The sequence below is a fragment of the Pannonibacter sp. XCT-53 genome (assembly GCF_009915765.1).
In the GTDB taxonomy this organism is placed as follows: Bacteria; Pseudomonadota; Alphaproteobacteria; order Rhizobiales; family Stappiaceae; genus Pannonibacter; species Pannonibacter tanglangensis.
In genome coordinates this window covers 1,910,602-1,931,026 of the sequence record NZ_JAABLQ010000001.1, presented here as the reverse complement: position 1 = coordinate 1,931,026, position 20,425 = coordinate 1,910,602, and the positions used below count along the sequence as shown (strand labels likewise).

Below are 20,425 nucleotides of genomic sequence, written 5' to 3'. Positions count from 1 at the left end.
TCAAATTTTAACGAAACGCCGAATTCTTCATCCGCGCAAACAAAATGCCGCGGCGCACCGCGGCAGCCGCGTCCGGACGGCCGTGGCGCAGGGGGCGGCCACGGCCGAAGACTGCCGCACCGTCGCGTCGGGGCTCAGGCGACAACCAGCGATTTCGACTTCGACTTGCCGGCGCGCGGCTCCCGGTTGCCGCCCTGATAGGAGTTGCGCTCCTCGGTCGGGGTGACCGAATAGCGCTCGCGGTAGCACTTGGTGAAATGCGAGGTGGAGGCAAAGCCGCAGGCAATCGCCACGTCCAGCACTGGCCGGGAGGTCCGGCGCAGCAAGTCGCGCGCGGTCTCCAGCCGCAGCTTCAGGTAATACTGGCCCGGCGTGCAGTTGAAGTGGCGCCGGAACAGGCGTTCCAGCTGGCGCGGCGACAGGTTCACCGTCATCGCCAGCTGCTGGCACGACAGGGGATCCTCGATGTGCATGTCCATGATGCGGATGGCTTCGAGGATCTTGGCGTTGGAAATGCCGGTGCGCGCCTCGATGTCGTGGCGCTGGGCGCTCTCGCCGGAGCGCATGTTCTGGTAAAGCGCGACCTCGGCCACCTCATGGGCGAGATAGGCGCCATGCTGGATGGCAATGAGGCGCAGCATCATGTCGAGCGAGGCCATGCCGCCGGCGCAGGTGATGCAGTTGCGGTCGATCGAGAAGATGTCCGACGACACTTCCACCCCGGGGAACTCCTCGCGGAACGAGCGCAGGTTCTCCCAGTGCAGCGTGCAGCGGCGCCCTTCCAGCAGCTGGTAGCGCGCCAGCAGGTAGGCGCCGGTGCAGATGGCGCCGAAGGTGCGGCCGCGCGCGTTGAGGCGCCGGAGCCGGATCCCCAGTTCCTTGTCGAGCGGCAGCCGCTCCACGTCGATGCCGGTGCACAGCAGCGTGATGTCCGCATCCTCAAGGTCGCGCACCCCGTGCTCGACCTTGATCTCGCACCCGTTCGAGGCTGTCACCGGGCCGCCGTCCAGCGAATAGGTTGTCCAGCGGTAGTAATCGCGTCCGATCAGCCGGTTCGCCAGCCGCAGCGGCTCGACGACGGACGAAAACGCGATCATGGAGAAGCGGTCGAGGACGACAAGCGCAATGGTCTGGCCATCCGCCTCCGTCCGCGTCACATGCGGTCTGGTGCTGGACATGGTGTCCCTGGTCCTTGCTCTGGAATGTTCTTGTTTTTGTTTCGCAATATGAGGCGTGAGCGGCCGGTCCGTGTCAATGGGTCTCGCGCGGGGCCCGGGCGGGATTCACATCGCCGGTTAACCGGCTTGGGGATGCGACGGCTCGGACGTGCCGGTTGCGGGCAATTTTTTTTAAGCCGGGCCCGGAATCCCGGATGCATGTTGCTTCATATCAAGGCGGCAAAAGTGGTAATCGGTACACAACATTCGCCAGTCGCCCGGCCGTGCCGCAGGGTGTCGGGCATGTCATGCTTCACGACCCGCCGCATCCCCGACCGCCCCTGATCGCAGCCGATCCCGGGATCGGGCCCGGCCCAACGGACTGGACCGCCATGAACGCTCTCGCGACCCCCGCCGACCTTGAAGCCGCCGTCGCCGGCAGCGCCTTCGTTCAGGAGGTGACCGAGGTCAAGCACTATACGGACCGGCTGTTCAAGTTCCGTACCACCCGTCCGGCGAGCTTCCGCTTCCGCTCGGGCGAGTTCGTGATGATCGGCCTGCTCGTCGACGGCAAGCCGCTCTACCGCGCCTATTCCATTGCCAGCCCCTCCTGGGACGAGGAGCTGGAGTTCTTCTCCATCAAGGTGCCGGATGGTCCGCTCACCTCGCATCTGCAGAAGATCCAGCCGGGCAATGCCATCCTCATGAAAAAGAAGCCGACCGGCACGCTGGTCAACGATGCGCTGACCCCCGGCAAGCGCGTCTACATGTTCTCCACCGGCACCGGCATCGCCCCCTTCGCCAGCCTGATCCGCGATCCGGAGACCTACGAGAAGTTTGACCAGGTCATCCTGACCCACACCTGCCGTGAAGTCGCCGAATTGCGCTATGGCGAGGAACTGGTCGAGGCCACCAGGAATGATCCGCTGATCGGCGAGCTCGCCCGGGAAAAGCTGGTGCACTACACCTCGGTTACCCGCGAGGACTTCCCGCGCCAGGGCCGCATCACCGACCTGATGGCCAGCGGCAAGCTGTTCACCGACCTTGGCGTTCCGCCGATCGACCCGGCGATCGACCGCGGCATGATCTGCGGCTCGATGGAGATGCTCAAGGACACCAAGGCCCTGCTGGAGCAGTTCGGCCTGACGGAAGGCGCCAACAACAAGCCGGCCGAATTCGTCGTCGAGCGCGCCTTCGTCGGCTGACCTCTCCGGCTCGCCCTTCCGTTGGCGACATGCCTGCGTCCGGCCCCGTCAGGGCCGGACGATGAACGCCGGCGTGCGGTAGTTGGGCAGCTTGCGGAGCTGCAGTCCGCGGTCGCGCAGGAAGTCGTCGACGACGTCGGTGGCCCCGGCGACGGTCGCATAGTCATCGATGACGACAAGCCCGCCGGGGACGACCCGGTCATAGAGCGTCTCCAGCACGAAGCGCGTCGGCTCGGCCACGTCCATGTCGAGATGCAGGAGCGACAGACGCAGCTCGGGCCGGCTGGCCAGATAGCGCGGCAGCGTCTCGAACACGTCACCGGCAACCAGGTCGATGTTGCCGAAGCCCTTCTCCCGCAGCACCGCGCCCAGCTCGTCCCGCGCCAGCCCGTGTCCGGCCGCCGCCTCGAACCGCGCGATGAAGTCGCGGTCCGCCGCGCGGGCAAGGCCCTCGCTCGGGAACTTGCCAAAGGCATCGAAGCCGACGATCCGGCGGGACTGGTCGGTCTCCATCAGGGCCCGGAACTGCGCGAAGCGGATCAGCGACAGACCCTTGAACACGCCGAACTCGACCACGTCGCCCGGCAGATCGACGATGCGGCGGTAGAGCTCGTAATGCGCCAGGAGCTTGTTGATCCGGCTCTGGTCGGAAAACCAGTAAAACCCGTTCTCGTAATCCCAGACACTGTCCCTGCTCAGCCCGCGCAAGCTGTTGATCGGCGTTGTCATGGTCGTGCTGTCCTCGCTGCCAGTCCGGATGAGGTCAGATCGGGTCGGATCGGGTCTCTCCGTAAAAATGTTTCTGCAGGGGCACGGACCAGAAGCTGTCCTGCTCCAGGATTTCCACGAAGCGCGCCGCCGACTGGCCCTGTCCGAAGCTGCGGTCCGAGGCGAAGCGCTGTCCCCAGCGGGTGGCGAGGAAGTCCTCGATCCGCGCGCGGTCGAAGGCAGACGCCTCGGTGATCGTGGGGGCAGCCGAGCGGTTCAGCTGGCGGGTTCCGATGTTCAGGCTCGGGATCCCGAGGAAGGGGGCTTCGCGGACGCCGGCGCTGGAGTTGCCGACGAGGGCGGCCGCGTTCTTCATCAGCTCGGAGAAATAGGCAAAGCGCATGTTCGGCAGATGGCGGAAGCGCGCGGGGTCGAGCCGTTCGATCTCGGCGAAGATGTCTTCCGATCCGGGGTCGTTGTTCGGCGAGATCACGACAAAGGAACGCCCGCTGTCGGAAAGCGCCGCAAACAGGCTGGCCGCCTGGGCGCCAATGGTGTCCCGCTCCGATGTCACCGGGTGAAACACGGCGATGCCGTAGTCGGGGAAGTGGATGTCGTAGCGCTGCCGGACCTCGTCGAGGCTGACGCCGGACGGGCCATGGTGGAAATCCAGCTCCGGCGAGCCGATGTTGAACACCGTCACCGGATCCTCGCCCAGTGCGATCACGCGGCTGCGTGCCGCGTCGGAACTGACGAAATGATAGGTGCAGAGCTTGGTGTTGCAGTGGCGGTAGACCTCGTCGATCGTGCCGGACACCTCGCCGCCCTCGATGTGGGCGCAGCGGATGTAGTTGGTGGCCGACACGAGCGCGCCCGCCAGCGCCTCGATGCGGTCGCCGTGCACGACCGCGAGGTCCGGCCTGTTCTCGTTCACCCAGTCCGACAGGCCGCTGATCGTCTTGGCCAGGATCACGTCCTGCGGGTCGCCGATGCGCTGGTTGATGAACTCCGCCTTGCCGATCCCCTCCAGCCGCTGCACCTCGTTGCGCGTCGCGCCGTAGCGGTCCAGCATGTGCATGCCGGTCACGAAGAATGTCACCGCGTGCCCGCGGTCACGGGCCGCCAGCGCCAGCGGCTCGAGCTTGCCGAAATCGGCGCGGGTGCCGGTGAGGAACAGCAGCTTGCGGCGCATCGGCCCGTCCTTTCCGTTCAGTCGGCGAGGTCGCTCCAGCGGAGCTGCTCGTTGCGCCGCCGGGCGACGGCGAGCCGCCGGCCCACGACCTCGTCGAAGCGGTTGGCCGCGATCTCGCCGGTGCCCGGGCGCCTCGCCCAGATGTCGGCCTCGGTGATCACGTGGCCGGCGGGAAGATCGCGGTCGGCGACGACCGACCCGCGCGCGAAGCGGTAGACATCCTCCTCCGGCGCCGTGCGGCGCTTCTCGTTGTGCAGGGCGGTGTGGATCTCGCGCGAGCGGTCGATGAGGTATCTGAGCTCCGCCGGATCCATGGAACAGGAGATGTCCGGCCCCTTGCGGTAGCGCGTGTCGGTGAAGTGGCGTTCCAGGATCGAGGCCCCGAGCGCCACGGAGGCGAGCGCCATGTCCGGTCCGATGCTGTGGTCGGAAAAGCCGATCACGGCACGCGGAAAGGCCGCCTTCAGATCCGTCACGCCCCGCAGCGACACGATCTCCGGCGGCGAGGGATAGAGGTTCGTGCATTCCAGCAGCGCATAGTCGATGCCGGCGCTGTCGAGGATGGCGACGGACGGGCGGATGCTCTCCAGCGTCTGCATGCCCGTGCTCATGATCACCGGCTTGCCGAAGCGCGCGATGTGGCGGATCAGCGGCAGGTGATCGCATTCGCCGCTGCCGATCTTGAAGGCCGGCACGTCGATGGAGGCGAGGAAGTCGGCCGCGGCCCGGGAGAAGGGCGTCGAGATGTAGATGAGGCCCAGCCCCTCGGCATAGGCCTTCAGCTCCTTCTCCGCCTCCGTCGGCAGGGCGCAGCGCCGCATCACCTCGAAGATGGAGACATCGGCATTCGGCGGGAAGATGGCCTTTGCCTCCTCCGTCATCTCGTCCTCGACGATGTGCGTCTGGTGCTTGACCATCTCGCAGCCGCTGAGCGCGGCCGCGCGCACCATCTCCCGCGCGACGTCGAGGCTGCCGCCGTGGTTGATGCCGATTTCCGCGATCACGAGCGGCGGATGGTCGGGACCGATCTCCCGGTGGGCGATCTTCATGATGTCAGGTTCCCTAGCGTTCGGTGGAGCCGAGAAGGGCCGCGCAGCGCGCGAGGTCGGCGGCCGTGTCGATGTCCTGCGCCTCGTCGTCGGCGATGGGCAGGACGCGGATGTCCTCGGCCGAATAGTCGCCCCGGGCGAGGAATGTCCCGGCGTCATAGACGTAGAGCGCGCCGTTCGGCCGGACCACGGGCGGCAGGCTCTGGCGGTTGGCGAAGCAAAACTCCTTGCGCGCGATCGGCACGAAGCGGTCGCCCTCCAGGAGGCCCCATTTCAGCACGCTCCGCTCGGCCGGCGACACGCTCATCACCATCGAGGCCCCGGTGGCGGCATAGAGGTCGAGGCCGGCGCGGATGGTCTCCGGCCGGCGCAGCGGCGATGTCGGCTGCAGCAGCACCAGGGTGCCTTGCGTCAGCCCGGCCCGGGGCAGGAAGTCGAGGAGCACCTCCGCCATCGTCGTCGTGTCGGCGGCCAGATGCGGCGGCCGCAGATGCGTCGTGACGCCCTCCGGCAGGCGGGCCTCCAGGATCTCCGGAATGTCCGTGGTCACGTGGATCTCGCGGATGCCGGCAGCGAGCGCGGCATCGATGCTGTGGCGGTAGAGCGGCTTGCCGGCCAGCGGCGTGACGTTCTTGCCGGGCAGTCCCTTCGATCCGGCCCGTGCCGGGACCACGGCAAAGACGGGAGCCAGCGGCACGCCGGTCATCCGCCCAGCCCCAGCCGCGTGAGCCGGGCCTCCGGCGACCAGTCATGGTCGCGCCAGTGCTCCAGCCGACTGACGAGTTCGGGCACGAGCGTCACCACAGGCTGGCCCGGCTCCAGCACCGTGTAGTTGAAATCGTCGTACCAGGGCGTCACCTCCTGCCCGAGCATGAACTGGGGTACCTCCTGGCCGAAGGTCCAGCACGGCAGGCCATGGCTGCCGGCAATGTCGGAGACGCTGGTGTTGACCGTCAGCACCAGATCGCAGCAATTCGCCAGCGCCGCTGCATCTTCCAGGTTGTTGAACTGGTCCACATCCTCGAAATGCACGAGGTTGGCCCCGCGTCCCTTCACCAGGAAGTCGATTTCCCGGGCAATGGCGATGTACTGCAGGTCGACGAAGATGATGCCCGGCGTCTCGACGATCGGCGCGAACTCGGGCACCGACAGGTAGCTCTTGGCCCGCGCCGGCGACAGGTTGCGCGAGCGCCACGAGACGCCGACGACAGGCTTTGCCCGCGCGTCGGGGATCCGGTCGTGAAACTCCCGGGCGCGGTCCTGGTTGAAGCGGAAGACCGGATGCCGCGCCTTGCGGAACGAGGGGAAATCCTTGCGCAGGTAATGCGCGAGGTCGCTGATGCAGATCTGGCAGTCGTAGTCGTGCTGGGTTGCCTTGAGCGTGACGGACTCGAAGGTGGCGAGCCGGACCGTCGCCTCCGGGAAACTGCGCTGGAAGGGCGGCAGGAGCTTCTGGCTGAGCTCGACGATCACATGGCCGGCCTGGGCGATGATTTCCGGGATCATCGTGCCGCTGCGGAACGCGTCGCCCACACCCTGGTCGTTCCACAGGAGGATGGTCTTGCCGCTCAGGTCCGAGCCGTCCCACTCGGGCCGCTCGAACTTGCGGGCAAGCGTGGAGGACAGGCCGGTGCGGAACCGGGCCGAGTGCATCTTCCAGCCAAGCTCCAGGTTGCCGAGGCCGAGATAGGCGAGCGACATGTTCCACTCGGCCGTCGGAATGTCCTCGAACCAGTTGGCCCGCGCCTTGGCCAGCGCATCGAGCGCGTCCTTCGACCGCCTGAGGGTCTGGTAGATCACGCCGAGCGTGACGAGGCGTCCGGCATTGGTGGGCTCTGCCGCCACGGCCGCCTCCGCATGCGGCAGGCCGAGATGCGAATCGCCGATGCGGAAGTAGAGCCGTGCCAGCTCGTGCTGGATGTCGCCGTTCTGCGGGAACAGCTTCTCCGCCACCAGCAGCTCGCGCAGGTCCTGGTCATACTGCTCCAGCTCGAACCGCGCCCGGGCCCGCTGCACCCAGGTTTCCGCATTGCTCGGGTCGAGCTGCACGGCCGTGTCGAAGAACTCCAGCGCCTTCTGGTGATCCTCGCGGTCGCGCAGGAGGATGCCGTAGTTGCGATAGGCATCGGCATAGGAGGGCTGGTCCGCGATGAGCTTGAGCAGCAGCTCTTCCGCTTCGGCCTCGCGGCCGAGCTTGGTCAGCGAGATGGCCTTGAGGTTGCGGGCCTCCGGCAGCTGGGGGGCAAAGCCGAGGGCGCGCTCTGCCGCCTCGAGGATCTCCTGCGGCGTCGTCTCGGGCAGGTCGGAGAGGGCACGCGCCAGATTGGCGTGGTAGGGGCCCCGGTCCGGCGCCAGCGCGATGGCCTTGCGGATGAACTCCACCGCCCGCTTGGGAAAGCCGAGCTGGCGGTAGGTCACGCCGAGCAGGTTGAGCGCATCGGCCGAGGTCGGGTTCTTCTTGAGGACGGCCTTGTAAAGGCGCTGCGCCTTCTCGATCTCTCCGGCCTGTTGCAGGGCGAGAGCCTTGCGCAGCGTCTCCAGGGTTCCGGCGGCAGCCGACTTCACGTTCATGCGGTCTCCGGGCGGGCTGTTGGCAAGAATCAGTCAGTCTGATCTTAGCAAGAAAACCCTGCCCGGGACGGCAGATTGCGGGGCGTCAGGCCGCACGTCCACGGCCATGAGCGCCCTCGGCGGCCGTATCCTGGTTGGCCACGGCCTTCAGGGCGGCGAAGAAGTCGCGCACGTCGGTGGCGATGTCGGCGGAGCAGCGCTTGAGATCTTCGGCCGACTTCTGGAACTGGCCGGCGACCTGTCCGGTTGCGGTGATGGTCGCGCTCACCCGGTCCACGTTGCCTGCAAGCTGCCGGGAGCGGCTGGCGGCACTCTGGATGTTGGAGGAGATCTCGCGCGTGGCTGCCCCCTGTTCCTCCACCGCAGCCGCCAGCGAGGCGGTCATGTTGTCGACCTGGCGCACCGTGTCGGAAATGGCGCTGATCGACTTCACCGCATTCTGGGTGGCGCCCTGGATGGCATTGATCTGGCTGGAAATCTCTTCCGTCGCCTTCGAGGTCTGGTTGGCCAGCTCCTTCACCTCCGCCGCCACGACGGCAAAGCCGCGACCGGCCTCCCCGGCGCGCGCGGCCTCGATCGTCGCGTTCAGGGCGAGCAGGTTGGTCTGCTCGGCGATCGCCTGGATGAGGCTGATGACGTCGCCGATGCGCTGGGCGGAATCGGACAGGCGGCCCACTTCCTCGGCCGTCCGGTCGGCCTCGCTGTTGGCCCGCCGCGCCACATCCGAGGCACCGGTGATCTGGCGCGACAGTTCCGCGATCGAGCTGGCAAGCTCCTCCGTTGCGGCCGCGATGGTCTGGATGTTGCCGGTGGTGACCTGCGAGGCCTGCGAGGCCTCGTCCGCCTCGCTCATGGCGGACTGCGAGCGCGACGACAGGCTGGAGGCCTGGGTCGTCACCTCGGCAGCGCGCGCGTCGACCGTGGCCATGGAGGCATCCACCTTGGAGCGGAAGGTCTCGATGGCCAGATTGATCCGCCGCGCCTGCTCCTCGCGCTGCTCCATCAGCACCTGCTGGTAGGTGGAAATGGCGAAGTCGAGGTCCATGAACACGGCCTTGTTCAGCGCCGCGATTTGCCGGGTGGCGCGGGACGGGGAGAACCGGTTGCGCCGGATGATGAGGGCGATCAGCTCGTTGAGCACATACTGGTAGCCGGCGATGTACCACTTCGGCTCGAGGCCGATGCGCACATGCGCGCGGCCGATCCGGTCGATGCTGTCCACATAGGCCTTGTCGAAGTCGCCGCCGAACAGCCGCGCCCAATGGGTTTCCTGGGACTTCTTGAGATGGCTGTCGCGGGTCCCGATCATGCGCGCCATCGTCGGGTCGCCCTTCACATGCCGATAGAACCCATCCAGGATGGTGGGCAGGGAGGCCGCGACAACCGGCCAGAGTTCGCGCAGGGACTGGCGGGTATCCCCGTCAATCTGGGCGAAGCGCAGTCGTGCAAAAGTTTCATCAGTCTGGGCGTGCATGATGTCCCTCGGGCAATCTACCGTAGGGCAAATGTGAATTTACCAAATTAAAAAGGACTTAACCTGATGCGCGACGCCTCGCCGGTGCCTGTTGTTGACTTAACGGGATTGCGGAAAAACCGTGAATTCTGAGGTTTCTGGGTGTTTCTATTGTGCCGGTTCAAGGCCGGATCACGTAAAACTGCATAAAACACCATTGCAGAAATTGACAGGGATGCGGGTCCGGAGGCCGGGCGCTACGTAGGAACCCCTAGATCTGGAATGAACCGTGTTCGCCGCAAGCCGAACGGGTCTGCAGCGTAGCACGCGCAGGGACCCGTCGTAACGGTTCAATTGAACCGGTGCACGGTCCGTATTTTTCAGCTAAGTCGTTGATTTTTATGGTGGGCGATGCAGGGATTGAACCTGCGACCTTTCCGGTGTGAACGGAACGCTCTCCCGCTGAGCTAATCGCCCGCGCCGTTTCGGCGTGTGGCGCGGTATTTAGAGGATGCTGCCGGACTGCGCAACTGGCCAGACAAAAAATTTTGTCGGCTGTGCACAGGTGGCCGCTGCCCTGCGCGCTGCGGGCCGGCGTGACCTTAAGGGCGCAGGCCGATGCCCACGGCGGCAACCGCGCCCGGCAGCTCGCGGAAATGCGAGATCACGTGGTCGGGGCCGAGATCCCGCACCGGGACCGCGGCATAGCCGAAGTTCACCGCGATGACGGGGATGTTGGCGGCGCGGGCGGCCGCGATGTCGGTGGCAGTGTCGCCGACCATGACGGCGGTGGCCGGTTCGCCGCCGGCGCGGCGGATCGCGCCCAGCACGGGGCGGGCGTCGGGCTTGGGCTGCGGGTAGGTGTCACCGCCGATGATCGCGCTGAACAGCCCGTCGAGCCTGAGCTCCGCCAGCAGGCGGCGCGACAGGGCCTCGGCCTTGTTGGAGCAGATGGCAAGTTTCCAGCCGTCGGCGCGCAGGCCCTCCAGCACCTCGACGGCATCCGGATAGGGCCGGCTGACCACGGCGATGTTGGCGGCGTAATGGTCGAGGAAGTCCTTGCGCATGGGCAGGAGCAGGCCGTCGTCCGGCACCACGCCGTTGTGCTCCAGCCCGAGCCGAAGCAGGGGCAGGGCCCCGTGCCCGGCATGCGGGCGGGCAACCGGCTCCGGCACAGGCGCGTGGCCATAGCGCTCGAGCGTCGCATTGAGGGCACCGACGAGATCCCCGGCGGTGTCCACGAGGGTCCCGTCAAGGTCGAGCACGAGCACGGTCACAGCTTTCTCCTTCCTGGATCCTGCGCTGCGAGCAATAGGTGAGCCGGCGTGCTCCTGCAAGCCGCTCGCGCAACATTATGTCGCAGCGACCGGCCTGCAGGGCAGGGGGTCACAGCTTGTAGGCGGTCCGGAAGGCGCCCCAGTGACGGCCGGCCACGGTGAGCGGCACGTCCACTTCCTGCATCCACACCACGGTGCCGTTGCCCATGTCGCGGGCGTAGGTCTGGATCAGCACCGGCCGGGTGTTGCGCGCCGCGCTGAGGCCGGCACGGTCGTCGAAGATGCGCTTGTTGCGGCAGTTGGCGGCGTTCCACGCCGGATCGTCGGGCTTTTGCGGCTTGGAATAGGCACGGTTGTGCACGGGCAGATAGCCGTTGCGGTCGACGGCGGCGCAGAAGGCCATGGTCGGGTCGCTCGCCAGAATCGGCTCGAGGATGGCGGGCAGAACCTCCTCCAGCCGGGCAAGCGCCCGGGTCTCGAACTGCTGCGGATTGGTCCCGGCGATGGGCTTGTACTGGGTGTCGAACAGGTCGTTGACCGTCAGCCTGCGGCTGTCGAGGAGGCCCTGCAGGGCGGCCTCGATGCGGGCGGCCCCCTCCTGGGCGCGCTTCACCGCCCCGGCATAATCGGCCATGATCCGCGCAAGCCGCTTGTCGAGTGCCGCCGCAACGACAGCGTCCATCTTGCCGAAGCTGCAATGCAGACCGTTCTCCGACCGGTTGAGCAGATGCACCTCGATCTCGCCCACCCCGTCCAGCACCAGCCGGCCCTGGCACGGCACGGGGACGTTCTCCAGTCCTTCCGGCCTCAGCAGGACGCCATTGTTTGAAATGTCGCGTGTCTCGATGCGCATGTTCTCGCCACGCAGCATGAGCAGGCCCGAGAGCCGGGCCGGCAGCCGGTCCGCGATGCGCCTGTCGCCGATCCGGCTCTGACGGATCATCATCGTGAAACGGGGCCCAAGTCCGGCCGCGGCCTGGGCCATGCGTCCAGCCGCATCGCGGGCCAGGCCGCCGCTTTCCTCCGCCCGCCGGGTCGCGGCCTCGATGGCGCCGATGCGCTCGCCGACCTTCTGCACGAAGGCCGCCGTCTCGTCAGCCCTGCGACCGATGTCCGCCGTGGCCCCCACCTGTTCCTCCACCGCACTCTCCACGGTGGCAAAGGTCGGCCTCAGCTCGCCGATCATCTCGATCACGCGGTTCACCGACTGGATGCTGGCCTCCGCGGACGCCTGTAACCGTTCGATGTTGGACACGATCACGTCCGTGGCCTTCTGTGTCTCCACGGACAGGGCCTTCACCTCGTTGGCGACGACGGCAAAGCCCTTGCCGGCCTCGCCGGCGCGCGCCGCCTCGATGGTGGCATTGAGGGCGAGCAGGTTGGTCTGCTTGGCCACATCCGAAATCAGCCGGACCACATTGGCGATGTCGCCGATTGCCGCCCTGAGGTCGAGAACGCCGGCATTGGCCTCGTCGGCAATCAGCATGGCGTCGCTCGACAGCTTGCTGGAGCGTTCCACCTGCTGGCTGATGCGGGTCGAGGCCGCGGCCAGCTCGCCGATGGAGGCGGCCAGCTCGGCTGCATTCTGGGTTGCAATGGACGCCTGGCCGCGCAGCTCCTCGCCGTCCTGGCGGATGCGTTCCAGCACGAGGCCCTGGTCAGAGATCCGCTGACGAAGGTCCTCTGCCTGGCGGCCGATTGCAGAGGCAGCCAGATGCAGGTCGGTTTCGATGGCATCGAATGTTCGCGAGGCTTCCTTTTTCACATCATCGGCATTTTTATCCGGGGAAGATGTCGTTGTATCCGGATTTTTTGCGGTCTCTATCGCATCTGAAGCTGCAGGAGCTACGGCATGTGATTTCATTCTTCTCTCAAGAAAAGCCATGATCGCGTGTCCGGATGAAGAAATACTGGAGAATTACATCATCCCTCCAGTGCCTAAACGGAGGGTTAAGGCTCGCGTCAGGATTGCATTTTTGGATTGGCCGCGAAGCCCGGCAGATGGTCTTTGCCCTGCGCGGGACTGCGTGCTAATCAGCGCCCTGACGCAAATGGCAGGCGCGCGCCCGCGCCAAAGAACGGCGGGCATGGGCCTGCGGGTTGGACGAGGTAGGCATGAGCGACGACTGGAAGCGTCTCGCTGCGGAGGCGGCCCTTGACGAGGTCCGTTCCGGAATGAAGATCGGCATCGGCACGGGGTCCACGGCGGAGCATTTCGTCCGCGCGCTCGGGCGGGCCGTGGCCGGCGGGCTTGACGTGGTCGGCGTGCCGACATCGGAACGCACCGCCGCCCTTGCGCGCGAGCTGGGCATCCGCCTGGCGACGCTCGACGAGATCCCCGCGCTCGACCTGACCATCGACGGCGCCGACGAGATCGACCCGGCGCTGCGGCTGATCAAGGGCGGTGGCGGGGCGCATCTGCGCGAGAAGATCGTCGCGGCCGCCTCCGCGACCCTCATCGTCATCGCCGACCACACCAAGCTGGTGCCGGTTCTCGGCAAGTTCCCGCTGCCGATCGAGGTGGTGCCCTTCGGTCTCGGGGCGACCCGGGCCGCGATCGAGCATGTGCTGGCCCGTCATGGCCTGCCGGTGTCGCTGAGCCTGCGCGGCGGGGCCGACCATCCTTTCGTCACAGATGGCGGTCACATGATCCTCGACGCTGCCCTTGGTGCGATCCCCGATCCGGCTGCGCTGGCGGCCGATCTCGTCGCCATCCCGGGCGTGGTGGAGCACGGCCTCTTCATCGGACTGGCGGGCAAGGCCTATGTCGCCGGTCCGGACGGCGTCCGCGTGGTGACGGCAGCCTGACACTGCCGGGCCGGCGGCCCATCCTGTTCTGAACTCTGGAGTTTGACCATGAAACTGAAGTCCCTGAAGGCTCTCCCGCTCCTGGCGGCCGCCCTCATCGCCGGCAGCCTGTCGGCTCCGGTGGCCTATGGCCAGGAGCTGAGCGACGCCCATCTGGCCGCCGCCCGCCGGGCCGTGATCGCCGCCGGCGCCCTGCAGAGCTTCGACGAGATCCTGCCGATCCTGGCCGAGCAGACCAAGACGATCTTCGTGCAGGCCGACCCGTCGGTCACGCCGGTGATCGAGGAAGTGACCACCAACGTCGCCCTCGCGCTCGCCGAGCGCCGTCCGGAACTGAACCGCATCGTCTTCGAGGTCTGGGCGCGCCGTCTGTCGGAAGAGGAACTGGCCAAGATCTCCGAATTCTACGAGAGCCCGGTCGGCAAGAAGCTCACCGAGCTGGGGCCGGAGCTGACCGCCCTGTCGATCGGCGCTGCCCAGCAGTGGCAGGAACAGCTGGGACAGGACATGGTCAACCAGGTCCGGGCCGAGCTGGAAAAGCGCGGCCTGATCAAGCAGTAAGCCTTCGATCCTCGCGTGAGCGGCCCCGGTTTCGGGGCCGTTTGCATTTCGGCCTTGAGTGCGGGGCCGGCCCGGACGATATCAACAGCCAGACACCGGGCGATGCTGGAGACAGGACAGCGACATGAGCGACTTTGATTATGATCTCTTTGTCATCGGTGGCGGCTCCGGCGGTGTCCGCGCCGCCCGCATCGCCGCCACCCACGGCGCCCGCGTGGCGATCGCCGAGGAATATCGGTACGGCGGCACCTGCGTCATTCGCGGCTGCGTGCCCAAGAAGCTCCTCGTCTATGCCTCGCGCTACTCCGAGGAGTTCGAGGATGCGGCCGGCTTCGGCTGGACCGTCGGCCCGCGCAGCTTCGACTGGACCCGCCTGATCGAGGCCAAGGACCGCGAGATTGCCCGGCTGGAGGGCATCTACCGCCGCAATCTGGAGCGCACCGGCGTCGAGCTCTTCGACAGCCGCGCCGTGCTGGAGGGGCCGCACACGGTCCGGTTGCTGGCCGATGACCGGCGGATCTCCGCCCGCTACATCCTCATCGCCACCGGGGCGACGCCGAATGTCGATCCGGACCTGCCCGGAGGCGAGCACGTCATCACCTCCAACGAGGCCTTCCATCTGCCCGAGCTGCCGAAGCGGGTCGTGGTGGCCGGCGGCGGCTACATCGCGGTCGAGTTTGCCGGCATCTTCAACGGGCTCGGTGTCGAGACCACGCTCATCTACCGGGGTGACCAGATCCTGCGCGGCTTCGATGGCGACATGCGCCGCGCGCTGCAGGAGGAGATGGAAAAGAAGGGCATCCGTGTCCTGACGGGGGATGTCTTCACCTCCATCGAGAAGGGGGCCGACGGCACGCTGACCGGCCGGACCCGCAAGGGCGAGACGCTGGTCGCCGACCAGATGCTGTTTGCCATCGGCCGCCGGCCCAACATTGCCGGTCTTGGCCTCGAAACGGCCGGCGTCGAGGTCACGCCGGGCGGCGCCATCCGCGTCGATGCCGCGTCGCAGACCTCCGTGCCGTCGATCTATGCCGTCGGCGATGTCACCGACCGGGCCAACCTGACCCCGGTCGCCATCCGCGAGGGCCATGCCTTCGCCGACAGCGTCTTCGGCAAGCGCGCCTGGACCGTCGATCACAGCCTCATCGCCACCGCCGTGTTCTCGCAGCCCGAACTCGGCACCGTCGGCCTGACCCAGGAAGAAGCCCTGCAGCGCACGCCGAACCTCGACATCTTCCGCACGAGCTTCCGCCCGATGAAGCACACCCTGTCGGGGCGCGACGAGAAGATGCACATGAAGCTGATCGTCGATGCCGACAGCGACCGGGTCCTGGGCGTGCATGTTCTGGGTCCCGACGCGGGCGAACTGGCGCAGGTGCTCGGCATCACGCTGGAGATGGGCGCCACCAAGGCGGATTTCGACCGCACCATTGCGGTGCATCCGACGGCGGCCGAGGAACTCGTCACCATGCGCGAGCCGAGCGAACGCCTGCGCGGCTGAGGGCAGCCCCCAATCAGGCCCCCCCATCAGGCCCCCCCATCAGGCCCCTGGCCGGCAGGTGAGGGGCCGACCTGCGTTCGTGGTCATCGGGAGAGCAGGGTCCGGGCGGCGGTCTCGCCGCTCATCAGCGCCCCATGCACCGTGGCCTGATGGCCGAACAGGCAGTGCTCGCCGGCAAAGACCACCGGATCACCGGCCGGGGCGGCCAGGGCCGCGAAGTCGGCCGCGCCCGCGCCGATGCCGGGAAAGGAATAGGAGCCGCGCGCCAGCGGGTCGAGGCCCCAGTCGGACTGCATGTGCCAGGTCCGGTCGGCCGCAACGCCGGGCAGTTTCAGCCGGCGCAACAGCGCATCGGCCGCCGCCCGGGCCGCCTCGGGCGACAGGCGCTCCAGGGCCTCGGCCTCACGACCGCCCGCCACCAGCATGATTGCCGGCTCCGGCGCCTGCGGCAGCGGATAGAGCGCGGTCCAGGGCGCAAGCTCCGGCGCCGCCGGCAGGATCGCATCCACGGCCGGCAGCCTGTCGGCAACCGGAACCGCCAGCTTGAACAGGGTGCCCGTGCCCACCCGCTCCATCGCCTGCTGCCGCCGCACACCCAGTCCGGGCTCGAAGCGCAGGTCGCCGGCCCGAAGCACCGCAAGAGGCAGCGCGACCACGACCTGATCGGCCGAATGCGCTCCGGTCTCGGTGATCACGTCCACCCGGTCACGGCCAGCCTGGAGCACGCGTGCCCGTTCCCCCAGCCGGATGTCGAGGCCAAGGGCGATCAGCCGGATGATCTGGTCATAGCCGCCCTCCACCCAGTGGTCGCCGCCGGCCAGCAGCGCGTCATCATCATGCGTGCCGGCATCCAGGGCGTCGGGATCGGCAGCCAGGTCACCGGCAATCTCGATCCGCAGCAGCGACGTGAGCAGGGGCGGGGAGGCCTCCGACAGGCCGGCGCGCCGCAGGTCCGACAGCAGGCTGCGGCCGGCCGGTCCGTCATGCCAGCCGTCGATCTGCCGCATCATCCGCTCGAGTTCCGCTTCTGCGGCCGCGTAGCGCGCGGCCGGGATCTCCACGCCGGCCGCGTCAAGGGCAAGGGCCGTGTCATAGGAGGTCGGGCGGAGCTTGACCCCTGCCTGTCGCGCCAGCCCGGTCAGCGGATTGCCGGACAGGCCATGGACCCAGCCGGCGCCACGCTCCAGCACGAGGCCCTTCATCCGCTCGGTGTGCACCCGGCCGCCGATGCGCTGGCGGGCTTCCAGCACGGTCACATCCTGTCCCGCGTCGTGGAGGACCCGGGCGGCCATCAGTCCGGCGACGCCGGCGCCGAGCACCAGGACCTTGCGCCGCGGACGCGCCTCGGCCCGCCGCAGCGGTCCAAGCGCCGCGGCCACGGTCAGCGCCGCAAGGCCGGAGAGCAGGCTGCGCCGGGTGGTGCTAGCCGATGTGAAGGGACTGCCGGGATTGTCTCTGCGCGTCGCTGTGCGAGGTGCCACTCGTGCCTTGACCTCCTGTGCCGCCACGGGCCCGGTCCGCGGCTGCCTTCAGCGCGTCGGTGTCCGGGTCGCCTGCGAAGACGAACGAGCCGGTCCGTCTTGCCTTGGCAGCGTAGAGGGCCGCATCCGCTGCGGCAAGCAGGTCTTCCGCATCGGCGGCCTCTTCGGCCACGGCGATGCCCAGCGAGACGCCGAACTGCACGGCCACGCCCGGGTTGACCAGCACCGGGGCCGGCACGGCGACCAGGATCTCCTGTGCCAGCCGGGTCAGCCGGCGCCGGTCGGAAAAGGCCGTGACCAGCACGATGAACTCGTCGCCGCCGAGCCGGCCGACCAGACCGGCCGTCCCGACGGCCGCCTCGAGCCGGCGGGCCACGACCCGCAGCACCTCGTCGCCGGCGCCATGGCCGTGGTTGTCGTTGATGTCCTTGAACCGGTCGAGGTCGCAGCTGATGAGGGCGAAGCGCCGGTCCGGCAGCGCGCTCACCGCCGCCGCCAGCGCCGTGCTGACCTGCAGCCGGTTGGCAAGTCCCGTCAGCATGTCATGCTGGGCCAGATGGCTGGCCTCGCGTTCACGGGTTTCCAGCGCCCGGGTCAGGCCGCTGATCTTCCAGGCAATCACCAGGGCAGACACGGCGATCAGGCTGCCCAGGAAGACGATGGCCGGAATGATCATCTGCCAGACGTGCTGGCCCGGGGTCTCGCTGATCCAGCGGAAGGACCCGAGCTGCGTGCCGTCCGGCCGGTTGATCGGCAGCACCGTGCGGATCTCGTCGCCCGGAATGGCGGTGACGAAGCGCAGGTCCTCGAAAGACAGCTGCGCGTTCAGGTCCGCCACGAAGGCCTCGTCGAGGGAGCGCGCCGACACCAGCACCGTCGGCGGGCCGGCGGGCATGTCGACCGTGTGGTCATCCGGCACGATCGGCATGGCCACCAGAAGGGTCGGAACCCCGTCCAGATCGGCGAAGGCGAAGACCGAGCTTTCCTCCACCTTGGTGGCCGCCAGCGTGCCGGGGGCCTCGAGCGTCGCTCCGGTCTCGGCGTAGCGGTTGGCGGTGGCCTGGGCGATCTGCATCAGCGGCGAGCTGGCCTCCAGCGGCTTGCGCCGGAAGCTGGCCTCTCCCAGCAACTGCTCGGCCAGCAGCACGCCGGAGGGATTGACCAGGAAACTGTGTTCATGCCCGAAATCGTACCAGAGTGCATCGAAGAACTCGTAGCGCACGAAGCCGGAGTTGAAGCGGACCGAGATGTTCTCGACCGCACGGTCCCAGCGGGCAAGGGTGAACTGGTCGCGGGCAATGAGCTGGCTGCGGTCGGTCAGGGCGTTTTCCAGAAGGCGCAGCTCGTTGCGCTTGGCCTGCTCGTCGGCCGCGCGCGAGGCGATGAAGCCGACAAAGACCAGCGACAGCGTTGCCAGCGTGATGAGCACGGCAGCCAGGAGATAGACCTGATGCCTCAGCGTCCATCGCTGCCGGTGCAGCGCCGGTCCCGTGTCCATGGCGTCCCTCAAGGCCACTTGCCACCTTCCTCCGTGGGCGTCCCGCCGGCCGCGTTCCCCGCGCGACCCGTCTGACGGGATGTCAGGGCGACACAATAGGCAAAGCCGGTTAATTTCCCATACGGAAGATTGGCAAATATCCCGTTAAGCGGGCAGGGTCCAGGGTTGCAGCGGAGGCGCCGGTTCACCCTGCGGGCGCAGGACTGTCTCTGCGGTGAGGCAGTTTTTGTGCGGCTGTTCACGGATGCTTTGGATCCGGTGCGCTATCCAGGGAGACAAACCCCATTCGCCGGATGATCTGACGATGTTCATGTCCTATTTCGGATACGGGTCCCTCGTGAACCCGGATACCTTGCCCGAGGGTGTCAGCCTGCGCCCCGCGCGCCTGCACGGCTGGCGTCGTGTGTGGGCGGTGCGCGGCAATGCCGCCGGCACGCCGCAGCATCGACGGGCCGTCTGTTCGCTCGGCGTGCGCCCGCAGCCGGGGGCCAGCATCCTTGGTGTCGTCGCCCGCGAGGCGGAGGCAGGCCGCCCCGGGCTCTACCGGCGCGAGGCGCGCTACCTCCCGGTCTCGGGCATCGGCCGCGACCTGACCCATCTCGACGACGGCAGCGCGGGCGATCCCGATGCCTTCCTGTTCCGCTCCCGCCCCGAGCACGACGGCTTCGGGGACGAGACCTGTCCGGTGCTGCAGAGCTATCTGGACTGCGTCCTGGCCGGCTTCCACGCCCACTGGGGCGAGGAGGGGATCGTCCATTTCATCGAGACGACCGATGGCTGGCATGTGCCCGTCCTCAACGACCGTGCCAATCCGCTCTATCCCCGGGCCAAGCTGATCGACGACCGGCTGCGGCGCCTGTTCGACGCCCATCTCGCCCGCACCGGGCTCATGCACCTGCAGGCGCACTGAGCGCCAAGGTGCACTGAGTCCGAGGCGTACCGGGCCCCGAGGCGGGCGGCCGCACCCGCGCCCGGGCATCCCCCGTCACGGCCCCGTGCCGAGAAGCTGGTGCAACAGCGCGCCGACGGCCCAGGCAATCCCGGCCGCGCCCATGCCGATGACCAGGGTCTCGAGCCCGGATCCCAGCCAGCCCCGGGTTGACCAGCAGGACTTCACCGAGCCGATGGCGAAGAAGGTGAGCGCGGTCAGCAGCGTGCCGGTCGCCGCCGCCGGCGCCAGCGTCAGCCCGGCCAGATCCGCCAGGAACGGCAGCAGCGGAACCGAGCCGCACAGCACGAAGGCCGCGAAGGTGGACAGCGCCGCCGCCCCGGCGTTGCGCCGCACGGCAGACAGGCCGTACTCGCCGCTCATCATGGTCTCGATCCACACCTCCCGCCGCGAGCTGATCAGGCCGACCAGCTGCTCCAGCTCCGCGCCGCGGAAGCCCTTGGCGGCAAAGATCTGCCGCACCTCCTCCCGCTCCCCGTCCGGGGTCGCCTCGATGTGACGCTCCTCCACGCGCAGGAGCCGGTCATAGTCCTCGATCTCGGCGCGGGTGCCGGCATAATTGGCCGCCGCCATCGAGAACCCGTCCGCCAGGAGGTTGGCAAGTCCGAGGATCAGCACCACCTGAGGCGAGAGCGAGGCGCCCACCGCGCCGGCGACGATGGCAAAGGTCGTCACGGCGCCGTCGATGCCGCCATAGACCCAGTCCCGCAGGTAGCTGATGGCCGGGCCGGCCCCGAGCCGGCGGGCGATTGCCTCCGGACTGTGGCCATGTTCCGGCAGGACGGGGCCCTCCGGCTTTGACGGGGCAGGCGGCGGAGAGGCGGACATGAGGCGACTCGTGGCTTGCGCGGCCGGCGTGGCAGCGGTTTACTCGGGCTCCCGGCGCTCCGAGGGGCAGGGATGCGGCGTTATGGGTGGTCTTGCTTCGAGGACCAGTGTATAAGCCGCAGGTTTTCGCCACTTGATGTGGCGCAAACGAAACAAAATTATCAAGGGAAGGTATCTGGGCCGACGA

17 protein-coding genes and 1 tRNA gene are annotated in these 20,425 nt (G+C 67.7%); 5 read left to right on the top strand and 13 right to left on the bottom strand.

Translation table 11 applies throughout. The features are described from left to right. Positions 1-134: 134 nt before the first annotated feature. Complete coding sequence (locus tag GWI72_RS08640) at positions 135-1,178, bottom strand: GlxA family transcriptional regulator (RefSeq protein ID WP_161673832.1); 1,044 nt, start codon at positions 1,176-1,178, stop codon at positions 135-137. A gap of 371 nt (positions 1,179-1,549) precedes the next feature. Between GWI72_RS08640 and GWI72_RS08635 the strand changes: the two genes are divergently transcribed. Next, entirely contained in the window at positions 1,550-2,362 is an 813-nt protein-coding gene (locus tag GWI72_RS08635) for a ferredoxin--NADP reductase (protein WP_161708375.1), read from the top strand. Positions 2,363-2,410: 48 nt separating this feature from the next. Here GWI72_RS08635 and GWI72_RS08630 read toward each other — a convergent pair whose 3' ends face one another. From GWI72_RS08630 to GWI72_RS08590, 9 genes are all read right to left on the bottom strand, one after another. Beyond that, a complete protein-coding gene (locus tag GWI72_RS08630; protein WP_161708374.1) occupies positions 2,411-3,091 on the bottom strand; it encodes a TylF/MycF/NovP-related O-methyltransferase in 681 nt (226 codons plus the stop codon). A 34-nt stretch (positions 3,092-3,125) separates the two neighbouring features. Further along, on the bottom strand, positions 3,126-4,262 hold the full coding sequence (gene neuC / locus GWI72_RS08625; protein WP_161708373.1) for a UDP-N-acetylglucosamine 2-epimerase: 1,137 nt from the start codon (positions 4,260-4,262) through the stop codon (positions 3,126-3,128). Between the two features lie 17 nt (positions 4,263-4,279). Next, a complete protein-coding gene (locus GWI72_RS08620) occupies positions 4,280-5,311 on the bottom strand; it encodes an N-acetylneuraminate synthase family protein (RefSeq protein ID WP_161708372.1) in 1,032 nt (343 codons plus the stop codon). Between the two features lie 13 nt (positions 5,312-5,324). Next, a complete protein-coding gene (locus GWI72_RS08615) occupies positions 5,325-6,017 on the bottom strand; it encodes an acylneuraminate cytidylyltransferase family protein (RefSeq protein ID WP_161708371.1) in 693 nt (230 codons plus the stop codon). Continuing rightward, on the bottom strand, positions 6,014-7,882 hold the full coding sequence (locus GWI72_RS08610; RefSeq protein WP_161708370.1) for a tetratricopeptide repeat protein: 1,869 nt from the start codon (positions 7,880-7,882) through the stop codon (positions 6,014-6,016). Before GWI72_RS08610 ends, GWI72_RS08615 begins: the two co-directional genes overlap by 4 nt. 85 nt (positions 7,883-7,967) lie before the next feature. Further along, positions 7,968-9,356 carry a globin-coupled sensor protein gene (locus GWI72_RS08605; RefSeq protein ID WP_161708369.1) on the bottom strand — a complete coding sequence of 463 codons (1,389 nt, stop codon included), beginning with the start codon at positions 9,354-9,356 and terminating at the stop codon, positions 7,968-7,970. A gap of 381 nt (positions 9,357-9,737) precedes the next feature. Next, positions 9,738-9,812 (bottom strand) — tRNA-Val (locus tag GWI72_RS08600). Positions 9,813-9,937: 125 nt separating this feature from the next. Next, positions 9,938-10,612 (bottom strand): HAD-IA family hydrolase, encoded by a 675-nt coding sequence (locus GWI72_RS08595; RefSeq protein ID WP_161708368.1) that lies wholly within the window; start codon positions 10,610-10,612, stop codon positions 9,938-9,940. Positions 10,613-10,721: 109 nt separating this feature from the next. Continuing rightward, positions 10,722-12,497, bottom strand: coding sequence for a methyl-accepting chemotaxis protein (locus GWI72_RS08590; RefSeq protein ID WP_161673814.1), 1,776 nt, complete (start codon positions 12,495-12,497; stop codon positions 10,722-10,724). 230 nt (positions 12,498-12,727) lie between these two features. Here GWI72_RS08590 and rpiA point away from each other — a divergent pair, with 230 nt between their 5' ends. The 3 genes from rpiA (at position 12,728) to gor (ending at position 15,482) form a co-directional block, all read left to right on the top strand. Beyond that, the gene (gene rpiA, locus GWI72_RS08585) at positions 12,728-13,420 is read left to right on the top strand and encodes a ribose-5-phosphate isomerase RpiA (RefSeq protein ID WP_161673812.1); all 693 of its coding nucleotides are present in this window, start codon (positions 12,728-12,730) and stop codon (positions 13,418-13,420) included. A 48-nt stretch (positions 13,421-13,468) separates the two neighbouring features. Next, entirely contained in the window at positions 13,469-13,981 is a 513-nt protein-coding gene (locus tag GWI72_RS08580) for a DUF2059 domain-containing protein (protein WP_161673810.1), read from the top strand. A 124-nt stretch (positions 13,982-14,105) separates the two neighbouring features. After that, positions 14,106-15,482: a glutathione-disulfide reductase gene (gene gor / locus GWI72_RS08575; RefSeq protein ID WP_161708367.1), complete on the top strand. Its 1,377-nt coding sequence runs from the start codon at positions 14,106-14,108 to the stop codon at positions 15,480-15,482. Positions 15,483-15,565: 83 nt separating this feature from the next. On the opposite strand, the gene GWI72_RS08570 is transcribed toward gor, so the two are convergent. Then, positions 15,566-16,963 (bottom strand): FAD-dependent oxidoreductase, encoded by a 1,398-nt coding sequence (locus GWI72_RS08570; RefSeq protein WP_161708366.1) that lies wholly within the window; start codon positions 16,961-16,963, stop codon positions 15,566-15,568. Next, positions 16,905-18,461: a diguanylate cyclase domain-containing protein gene (locus GWI72_RS08565; RefSeq protein ID WP_161673805.1), complete on the bottom strand. Its 1,557-nt coding sequence runs from the start codon at positions 18,459-18,461 to the stop codon at positions 16,905-16,907. Before GWI72_RS08565 ends, GWI72_RS08570 begins: the two co-directional genes overlap by 59 nt. Before the next feature lie 304 nt (positions 18,462-18,765). On the opposite strand from GWI72_RS08565, the gene GWI72_RS08560 reads away from it, so the two are divergent. Continuing rightward, complete coding sequence (locus GWI72_RS08560; RefSeq protein ID WP_161673803.1) at positions 18,766-19,371, top strand: gamma-glutamylcyclotransferase family protein; 606 nt, start codon at positions 18,766-18,768, stop codon at positions 19,369-19,371. Between the two features lie 75 nt (positions 19,372-19,446). Here GWI72_RS08560 and GWI72_RS08555 read toward each other — a convergent pair whose 3' ends face one another. Further along, entirely contained in the window at positions 19,447-20,238 is a 792-nt protein-coding gene (locus GWI72_RS08555) for a VIT1/CCC1 transporter family protein (RefSeq protein WP_161708365.1), read from the bottom strand. Positions 20,239-20,425 lie beyond the last annotated feature (187 nt).